This window comes from Bifidobacterium sp. UBA6881 (genome assembly GCA_002451435.1).
Classification (GTDB): Bacteria; Actinomycetota; Actinomycetes; order Actinomycetales; family Bifidobacteriaceae; genus Bifidobacterium.
Map to the genome: position 1 here is coordinate 1 of DKCF01000052.1, position 9,389 is coordinate 9,389.

At 64.1% G+C, this 9,389-nt stretch carries 4 protein-coding genes; 1 reads left to right on the plus strand and 3 read right to left on the minus strand.

Annotation, left to right across the window (positions count from 1 at the left end):
* Window positions 1–1,155: alkaline phosphatase family protein (locus B3C64_RS04430; protein WP_291534010.1), on the minus strand; the 1,155-nt coding region annotated here is incomplete at its 3' end.
* Window positions 1,156–1,240: 85 nt separating this feature from the next.
* On the opposite strand from B3C64_RS04430, the gene B3C64_RS04435 reads away from it, so the two are divergent.
* Window positions 1,241–3,925 (plus strand): DNA gyrase/topoisomerase IV subunit A, encoded by a 2,685-nt coding sequence (locus B3C64_RS04435; RefSeq protein ID WP_291534012.1) that lies wholly within the window; start codon window positions 1,241–1,243, stop codon window positions 3,923–3,925.
* Between the two features lie 170 nt (window positions 3,926–4,095).
* Here B3C64_RS04435 and B3C64_RS04440 read toward each other — a convergent pair whose 3' ends face one another.
* Together B3C64_RS04440 and B3C64_RS04445 are read right to left on the minus strand one after the other, a co-directional pair.
* Window positions 4,096–8,655: a DEAD/DEAH box helicase gene (locus tag B3C64_RS04440; protein WP_414632161.1), complete on the minus strand. Its 4,560-nt coding sequence runs from the start codon at window positions 8,653–8,655 to the stop codon at window positions 4,096–4,098.
* Between the two features lie 139 nt (window positions 8,656–8,794).
* Window positions 8,795–9,389: MFS transporter (locus tag B3C64_RS04445; protein WP_291534014.1), on the minus strand; the 595-nt coding region annotated here is incomplete at its 5' end.

Sequence of the window (9,389 nt, forward strand, 5' to 3'; positions counted from 1 at the left end):
GTGCATCGCCTTCTCCGTCTGCGTGCGCGAATCGACGATGGTCACCGCCTTCGCCGCCGAAACGATTACATCGCCAATCATCGGCTCCACATATGGCTCCACAGGGCCGTACACGCCTTCGGCGATCGCCTGCGAGCGCGTGCGCACCTGCGCCCGCTCCCCCAGCACGTCGCGCCAGCGTGCCGCGATGTCGTCGGGGTTCTCACCGTCCTGCGCGTAGAGCATGACGCAGCGTGGTTCGCCGCCGACCTGTGCGACGCCTTGCGTCAGGCGTGGTTCCGAGGCGATATCGATGCAGTTTTCCGGGTCGGCGGTGATCATGCCGTGATCCGCGACGATGACGATCAGCGTGCCTTTGGGTAGGCTGCGGCGGAGCAGGGCGAGCTGGGCGTCGATGCGCTCGTAGGTGCCGATCCATTTGTCGGAGTCCCATCCGTAATTGTGCCCGACTTTGTCGGTGTCGCGCAGGTACACGTAGGTGAGTCCCGGTTTGCGTGCGGCCTTGGCCGCTGCCATGATGCGGCGGCGCGGGTCTTCGTTGGAGATGTAGTCGCTGCCGCGCAGCGCCGATTGGGTCAGCGCGGAGTAGGCGAATTTGGGCAGGCCCGAACTGGTGACGCGCACGTTTTGCGCGGCGAGCCGTTCGAAGATCGTGGGCTGCCGTTGCAGTTCCTGCGGTGGCATGGCGTTTCTGAACGCGATGAGCTGGCAGATTTCGCCGTTGCGAGGGTTGCGCTGCGTGTAGCCGGTCATGCCTGTGAGCCCGGGGCATGTTCCGGTGCCGAATGTGGCCATGGCCGCGACGGTGGTGCTGGGCATGCATGTGGCGATCGGACGCTGGTTGACCGAATCGTTCATCAGCGAGCGCAGGTATGGCGCGTGCCCCAGCCTCATGTTGAGGTTCCAGTATCCGAGGCCGTCAGCCAATACGACGACCGCGGAGGATGCGTCGGGGATGCCGAGCGCCGTCTGCAGGTGTTTCGGATCGGCATGCACCGCGGTCGGCATGGGATGTCCGATGGCGCTGGATACGGCCGGAAGCACGGAGGAGAGATGCAACGCGCCGCCTCTGGCGTGCGCGGGCGCGGTATCGCCGTACCTCGCCGGTGTGGTCATGGTCAGCAGCTCTTCAACTCCGGGTACTTCAACACTCATGGTTTCCATTCAAGCACCGCGGCGGTACCGGCTGGTACCATTGCTTGGTTGATTACCATTACCTTTCCGTAAGGAGAATCACCGCATGGTGTCGCACCGCAGACCGGCAAAACCCGCCTATGACCCGCATACGGTCAAGGAGCATATCGTCGAAACGCCGTTGAACGAGGAGATGAGCAAATCGTTCCTCGAATACGCGTATTCGGTGATTTACGCCCGCGCTCTGCCCGATGCCAGGGATGGTCTGAAGCCGGTGCAGCGGCGCATCATCTATCAGATGGGCCAGATGAATCTGAACCCGGACCGCCCGTATATGAAATCGGCCCGTGTGGTCGGCGAGGTGATGGGCAAGCTCCATCCGCATGGCGATTCCGCCATTTACGAGGCCATGGTGCGTTTGGCCCAGCCGTTCGCCATGCGACTGCCGTTGGTCGACGGCCATGGTAATTTCGGCTCGTTGGACGATGGTCCCGCGGCGTCGCGTTACACCGAGGCGCGCATGGCTTCGGCCGCGCTCGGCATGAACGCCGACATCGACGAGGACACCGTCGATTTCACGCCGAATTACGACAACAAGCTTCAGGAGCCGACGGTGCTGCCCGCGGCGATTCCGAACCTGCTGGTCAATGGCGGCTCCGGCATCGCGGTCGGCATGGCGACGAACATGGCGACGCACAATGTCGGCGAGGTGGTGGCCGCGGCGAAGTACCTCATGCGCCATCCGGACGCCACGTTGGAGGAGCTGATGCGTTATGTGCCCGGCCCCGACTGGCCCGGCGGCGGCGTGATCGTGGGCCGCGACGGCATTCGCGAGGCGTACGAGACGGGCCGGGGCGCGCTCACCACACGATCGGTGACGCATGTCGAGAACGTGACCGCCCGCAAGAAGGCCATCGTCGTGACGGAGCTGCCGTTCATGGTGGGGCCGGAACGCGTGCTGGAGCGCATCTCCGAAGGCGTGAAGAACCACAAGCTGGAGGGCATCTCCGGCGCCATCGACCTGACCGATCGCCATAACGGCACGCGTCTGGTCATCGAGCTCAAGACGGGCTTCGACCCGAACGCGGTTCTGGCGCAGCTGTTCAAGCACACGCCACTGCAGGACAACTTCACGATGAACAACGTGGCGCTGGTCAACGGGCGTCCGCACACCATGGGCCTGAAGGAGATGCTCGAGGTGTGGGTGGACCACCGTCGCACGGTGATCCGGCGCCGTAGCGGATTCCGCAAGAAGAAGGCCTTGGAGCGTCTGCATTTGGTGGAGGGCCTGCTGCTGGCCTTGGTGGACATCGACGAGGTGATCCAGGTGATCCGCTCGTCCGAGGATGCCGATGCCGCCAAGACGAAGCTCATGGCCGTGTTCGATCTGGACGAGATCCAGGCGCAGTACATCCTCGATCTTCGTCTGCGCCGACTGACGAAGATGAGCCGCATCGAATTGGAATCCGAGCGCGACGACCTGCGTCGCCGCATCGAGGAGCTCGACCGTATTCTGGCTTCCGACAAGGTGCTGGACGATGTGGTGATCGACGAGATGGACGAGGCCGTCGCCAAGTACGGCTCGCCGCGTCGCACCGTGTTGCTGGACAAGGACGCGGACGGCGCGCTGACCCCGGTCGTCGCGCATGGCGATGACGAGGCGTCCTCCTCCGCGCTTGCGGCGGCGCGCGCGGCCGCGACCGTGTCTTCCGCGGCCGCGGATGTGGCGGCGGCCAAGAAGGCCGCGAAGAAGGCGGGCGAGGACAATGTGGCCGCCACCGCCCTGCAGATCGACGACGAGCCCTGTGTGGTGATGCTTTCCGCCACGGGTCTGATCGCGCGCGCTCCGGAAAACGCCTTGGAGCGTTGGAGGAATCGTTCCGCTTCCGACAGGCGCGTGAGGGATGACCAGATCATCTCGATCTTCCGCACCACCACGCGTTCCTCGTATGGTCTGGTCACCTCCGCGGGGCGTCTGGTGCTGGCGCATGTCGTGGAATTGCCGGCGGTTCCGGCGGATGGCCCCTTGAACGTCGAAGGCGGTGTGAGGGCCGAAGAGTTCATCGGCATGACGGAGAGCACGGATCCCGTCGCATCGGAGCGTGTGGTCGCGGCCATCGCGATGCCGAACGCGAATGAGGACGGAAGCGACGCGTCCGCGGCTCCGTTGGCGTTGGGCACGCGCAACGGCGTGGTCAAGCGTTGGAACCGTGAATCGCCTACCACGATGGATTCGTGGAGCGTCATCGATCTGAAGGACGGTGACGAGGTGCTGGCCGCGGGCGAGGCCACGGACCATGACCGGCTGGTGTTCGTGTCGACCGATTCCTCACTGCTGACGTTCGAGGCGAGGAACGTGCGTCCGCAGGGACGCACCGCCGGCGGCATGGCCGGCATTCGTCTGGCCGAGCAATGCCATGTGGCCGCGTTCGCCGTGGTTCCCGAAAAGGAAGTCGCTTGGGATTATGAGGAAGGCGAGAACGGGCTGTTCTCCGCTTCCGGTGCGGTCGTGCTGACCGTCGCGGGCGATTCGGAGGCATTGGCGGGAACCGAGAACGGTTCGGCCAAGGTGACGCCTCTGGAGATGTACCCGACCAAGGGCCGCGGCACCGGCGGTGTGCGCTCCCAGCGCTTCCTCAAGGGCCAGAACACGCTGATCCGCGCGTTCGTGGGCTCGTATCCGCTCCGTGCCTCCACCCAGAGCGGCGCGGCCGTCGAGCTGCCGAAACCCGACATGCGTCGTGATGGTTCCGGCACCGATCTGGCGTCGCCGATCGCCGTCGTCGGCTGACCGCGGCCTGCGAAGGCATACCGGCAAGCGAACGAACAGAAATATACGCCAAGGCCGGACGCGCCGTTTCCGACGTGTCCGGCCTTGGCGTATTTCGGTGTTGCCGTCCCGCCTGCTCATGGCGACGGCGAGACGGCCATGGCCACCGGCACGGCGTCACCGGCGCAGGTTCATCGGTATAATCTCATGCCTTGGGGTGATTCGGTGAATCCGGCGGACTTCAGCAGCCGCATATACGCATTGCGCCGTTTCAATGATTCGCCGTTCATCTCGCTGAAGCTAACGCCGCCGGATCGTCGTTGCAACGCGTAGCCGAGTTCCGCGCATGATTGGCGCAACACGGTTTCATCCTCGGTGAAGCCTACGATTTTATGGCTTTTCGGCACGGCGAACAATGCCGGCGCGCCCTGCCTGAACACGATGATCGAGCCGCTCCGGCGCGCCGGTTTCATGAACCGTTGCTCCGGCCATGCGATTGCCGCGCCGGTGAGATTCGCCGGATCCGTCGCGTCGAGCGCCACACAGGACCGGCTGTGCCCCTGATGGTCGTCACGCAACGCGTCGATCGTGTCCTTCCGCGCGAATTGCGCCGCGCCGAAGCCCTGCACGAACATGCCGCGGACGAGCATCCCATGCTCCTCCATGCGTTTGAGCACGGGGTACAATCCGGAAAAACCTCCCGGAACGTCTTCCTTGTCAATCAGCGGCGCGGCGACGATGCCGTAGCGGTCCAGCAATGATTCGACCGACGCGATGCCCCGTTCCTCATTCCCCTGCGGCCTTTCCCGACCATGCGGCTCGTCGGATCCGACATCATTGGTTTCGCCGGACGCGGTTACGGCGGACCACAGCCCACCCATCGCGGCGGAGGTTCCCGTGCGCGTCCCCATACCGTCATGGGAGTGGAGGGAACGCCATCTTGGGACGACCGCATGCGGCGACGGGCGGAAAGCCGCGTCGCCCCGCGCCAACGCACGCACCGGGGCGAAGGACCCATTGGTGATCTTTCCCCGCCACACCAAGGCCCATAACGCCTCTTCGAATTGGTTCTCGTCCCATGTGGGGAAAAGAATCTCCCCGGTATCGGGGTTCACCCGCACATCGGCATGCTGTTGCCATGCCTCTTGGGCGAGCGCGGAAAGCCGCCGCGCATGGAACGCTCCCCCATTGCGGAAGGCCGACAGCACCGCCTCCGGAACGGTGAGGCTTTCCGAATCGGACGGTTCGGACGATGCGGGACCGCCATATGCGGCGAGCAGCGGGGAATCTGCCGGATGGAACGCGATGTCGCCCGCCTCCTTGGACGTGGTGCCGTTGTTCTTGCGTCCGACCCATACCACGTCGCCCGATGCGATAAGCTCGTCAAGCATGCTCGGATGGTAGTCCCGCACCCGAATTGGAAACACCGCGGACTCCCAGACGAACGCGTTGAGGAACACGCCTTCCAATTGCTCGATGACGCGCATGAGGCCGTCGACGCCCTCATACCGTTCCGCGCCGACTGGACCGACGCCCTGTCTGTCGAGCAGAAACGCCTGGTATGACTGCTGCGAAACCGGTTTGATGGCCTTGCGCGCTTTGGCGAGGGACAGTGTGCGGATGCGTCGGAACACATCGATGTACAGCCACTGCTGCCCCGGCTTCTCCGCGAGGAAATGCCCTTTGAGCAGCTTGCCCTTGGCGTCGAGCTCATCCAGCACATGCACCGCCCGAACCGCGTCGAGTCTTAATTCGTCGATCATCTCGTCGGCGGTGAACGGACCGTGGGTTTTGGCGTATCGGGTGATTCTGCCGGTGACATCGTCTTCCGGCAGGGTATTCCAGAAGGTTCTTCCACGAAGTTCGTCCGCGACCTGGGCAATGGCGGACTGGTCAAGCAGCGATGCCATGTCCGTGGTGCCGAGCAGCCGTTCCAGCACCTCCGGGTCCATGGACAGCAGTTGCGTGCTGCGTTCGGCCTGCGGCACGTCGTATTGGTACATCACCGATCCGACGAATCCGAACAGCATGTTCTCTGCGAACGGCGAAGGCGTTCCGGTCGTTGCCTCGTGCACGGCGATCGTTCCGGCATTGAGCCCCGACATGACGGTACGCAACGCGGGAAGGTCGTATACGTCCTGCAGGCATTCGCGCGCGGTTTCCAGCAGCAGGGGGAAGTTCCTGCAGGTGCGCGCCGCACTGAGCAGCTGCGAGGCACGCAGCCGCTGCTGCCATAGCGGCACACGGCGGCCGGGACTGGTTCTGGGAAGGAACAGCGAACGCGCCGCGCATTCCCGGAACCGTGCCATATACAGCACGCTTCCGCCGATCTGCGTCTCGATGACGCGTTGCATGTCGTCGACGTCGAACAGCAGTATGTCGGTGGCCCGCAGATTCTCATATCCGTCTGGCAGCCGCAACACGATGCCGTCGTCAGTGGCGTACGCCTGGGCGTCGAATCCGTACCGTCGCCTGATGCGTGCGGTGATGGCCAACGCCCATGGTTCGTGCACGCGCCGCCCGTACGGCGAATGCAGGATGATGCGCCAATCGCCGCCTTCATCACGGCAACGTTCCAACACGAATGTTCGGTCGTTGGGTATCGTCCCGGTCGCCGCGCGTTGCTCCTCGAGCAGCCGTGTGAGGTTGCCGATGGCGTTGTCGTCGAGCCCGTCTTGTTTGAGCCGGTCCACCATGGCGGCATGCAGATGGGGCGCGGGAACGTCATCCGTGGAATCCACGGCGGATGTCAATGCCTGACCGAGCTCACCGGCAAGGCGTCCTTGGATGAGGCCGAACCGGTAGTCGCGTCCGCTTTCGTCGCCGTGCCAGAACGGCAGCCGCGCGGTGCGGCCAGGCGCGGGCACCACGATCACGCGGTCTCTGGTGATCTCCTGTATCTGCCAGGTGGATGTGCCCAGGGTGATGACGTCTCCGACGCGTGATTCGTAGACCATCTCCTCGTCCAGCTCGCCGACTTTGCGCGGCCCGCTTCCGGCGTTTTCCTCGGGCAGCACCACCGTGTACATGCCGCGGTCGGGAATCGTGCCACCACTGGTGACCGCCAGACGTTGCGCTCCCGGACGCGCGGAGATCAGCCCGGCCTCCTCGTTCATCTGCAGCGGCGGGCGGAACGCCGAGAAGTCCTCGCTGTTGTATGCGCCCGTCATCATACCGACGACGGCGTCGAACATGGTTCGGTCGAGCTTCGCGAATGGCGCCGATCCGCGTACTTCGGCGTACCATGCGTCGGGTTTGAGGTCTTCCATGGCCGCGGCGGCCACGGTCTGCTGGGCGAGCACGTCCAATGGGTTGTTGGGGATCGTCAAAGGTTCGATGGCACCTGCGCGCATGCTTTCCAGACTGGCCGCCATGCCGATGATCTGCTGGCGCGTGACCGGGTAGAACACGGCATGGGAGACGCCTCCGACCTTGTGGTCGGCACGGCCCACGCGCTGCAGTCCGGATGATACCGATAATGGCACCGCCACTTGGATGACCAGGTCCACCGAACCCATGTCGATGCCGAGCTCAAGGCTGGATGTAGCCACCACGCAGCGCAGCTCGCCGCGTTTGAGCTGTTCCTCGATTTGTTTGCGCCGGTCCTTCGAGACGGAGCCGTGGTGGGCCATGGCGATCACCTCGCCGTCATTGTGCGAGGAGACCAGCGTCGTCGTGGCGCCCACCACCGAATCGTAGTGTCCGGCAAAATGCTCACGTCCTTCGGGCGACCCCAGATCACGGTGTTCCGTGCCGTCGAATTCGCAGGATTCCGTGTATCGGTCGTTCAGTCGCGCGGTGAGTTTTTCCGCTAGTCCCCGCGAATTGACGAACACCAATGTGGTGTGGTGGCTCAGCACCTCATCGAGGATGGCCTGCTCGATGGCTGGCCATACCGACCCTCCGGTGGCGCCGGTGTCGAGCATGTTCGGCAAGGGGTCCGCGACGCGCAGATCCATGGTGGGGCGCGTTCCGGGATTCACGATGGTCACCGGCTCCGCGCCGCCGAGGAACCGCGCCGCCTCGTCAATCGGATTGACCGTGGCCGACAGGCCGATGCGCTGCGCGCGGCGCCCCGTCAGCGCGTCGAGACGTTCGAGGCTCACGGCCAGATGCGCGCCTCGCTTGGTGCCCGCGATGGCGTGCACCTCATCCACGATGACCGTTTCGACGGTTTTCAGTATTCGCCTGGCCTTGGAGGTGAGCAGCAGGAACAACGATTCCGGCGTGGTGACGAGGATGTCCGGCGGATGGCTGACGATCCTGCGTCTTTCCTGCGGCGTGGTGTCGCCGCTGCGCATGGCCACGCTGATTTTCGGCGCGGGAAGTCCCATGGCCGCGCATTGTTCGGCGATGCCGGCCAATGGCGCTTCGAGGTTTTTCGCCACGTCCACGCCAAGCGCCTTCAACGGGGAGATGTACAGGATCGTGACGCCACGCCGCGCTTGCTCCGTCGTAGCCGCGTTTCGTGCCGCCGATGCAGGGGAATGCTCTTTGGAACGGTTCGCGGCATCGTCCGCTCCGGTGGTCCGTTCCGTGTCGTCCTTCCCGTCAGAGGAGCCGCCACGGCTCGTCATCAGATGATCGATGGCGGAAAGGAACGCGCACAGGGTCTTGCCGGAACCTGTGGGTGCCACGACCAGCACATTTTCTCCGGAACGTATGGCCGGCCATGCCTGCCGTTGCACGTCGGTGGGACGGTCGAACGCATGGTCGAGCCACGCCACGGTGGGCTTGGAGAACAACCGCATGCATTCGCACATATGTTCGATTATGTCATCACCGTCAGACGCCACGTATCATTCAAGCCCACCATTCCGCCGCTTGCCGAATCTTTCCCGCATCTCATCGGCGAGCCGCCAAATCCCCCGTCGGCGATCTACCACCATATCACCGTTTGCGACCGCCGCACTTCCTGCGCAGTATCTCGTGCATAATCACCATGAGCGTCAGGAACGCCACGAGGTAGAAGGGGAACAGGCTAACGGAGACATGCTGCGCGACCACCCCGAACAATGGCGGCATGCACATCGAGCCAACGTAGGCGCATGCCATCTGCATGCCGACGATCGCCTGTGATTTGTCCTCGCCAAAATACGCGGGCGTGGAATGGATGATGCATGGATAGATCGGCGCGCAGCCCAGACCAATGACCATCAGTCCCGCGATGGTTCCGATATTGTGCGGCAGCGGCAGCAGCATGACGACGATGCCGGCCAGCACGAATGCCTGGCCAAGGCGAATCATCGAAGGGTCGTCGAGCCGCATGGTCAGGAAGCCACTGGCCAAGCGTCCGACGGTGATGCCGATGCAGAACAGGCTGGCCCACATGGCCGCGGTGGTCTTGTCGACTCCCTTGCCGAGCACCATGTAGCTGCTGCCCCACAACATGGCCGTGGCCTCAAGCGCGCAATAGCAGAAGAACATCACCAGAATCTCGCGGGCTCCGCGAATCGCCAGCACTCCGCGGATGCCGAGCGGCCTG

Excerpts from the sequence above, each read along its gene's own strand:
- B3C64_RS04440 (WP_414632161.1), bottom strand. The coding sequence starts at position 8,655 with ATGCGGTTGTTCTCCAAGCCCACCGTGGCGTGGCTCGACCATGCGTTC.
- B3C64_RS04435 (WP_291534012.1), top strand. The coding sequence starts at position 1,241 with ATGGTGTCGCACCGCAGACCGGCAAAACCCGCCTATGACCCGCATACG.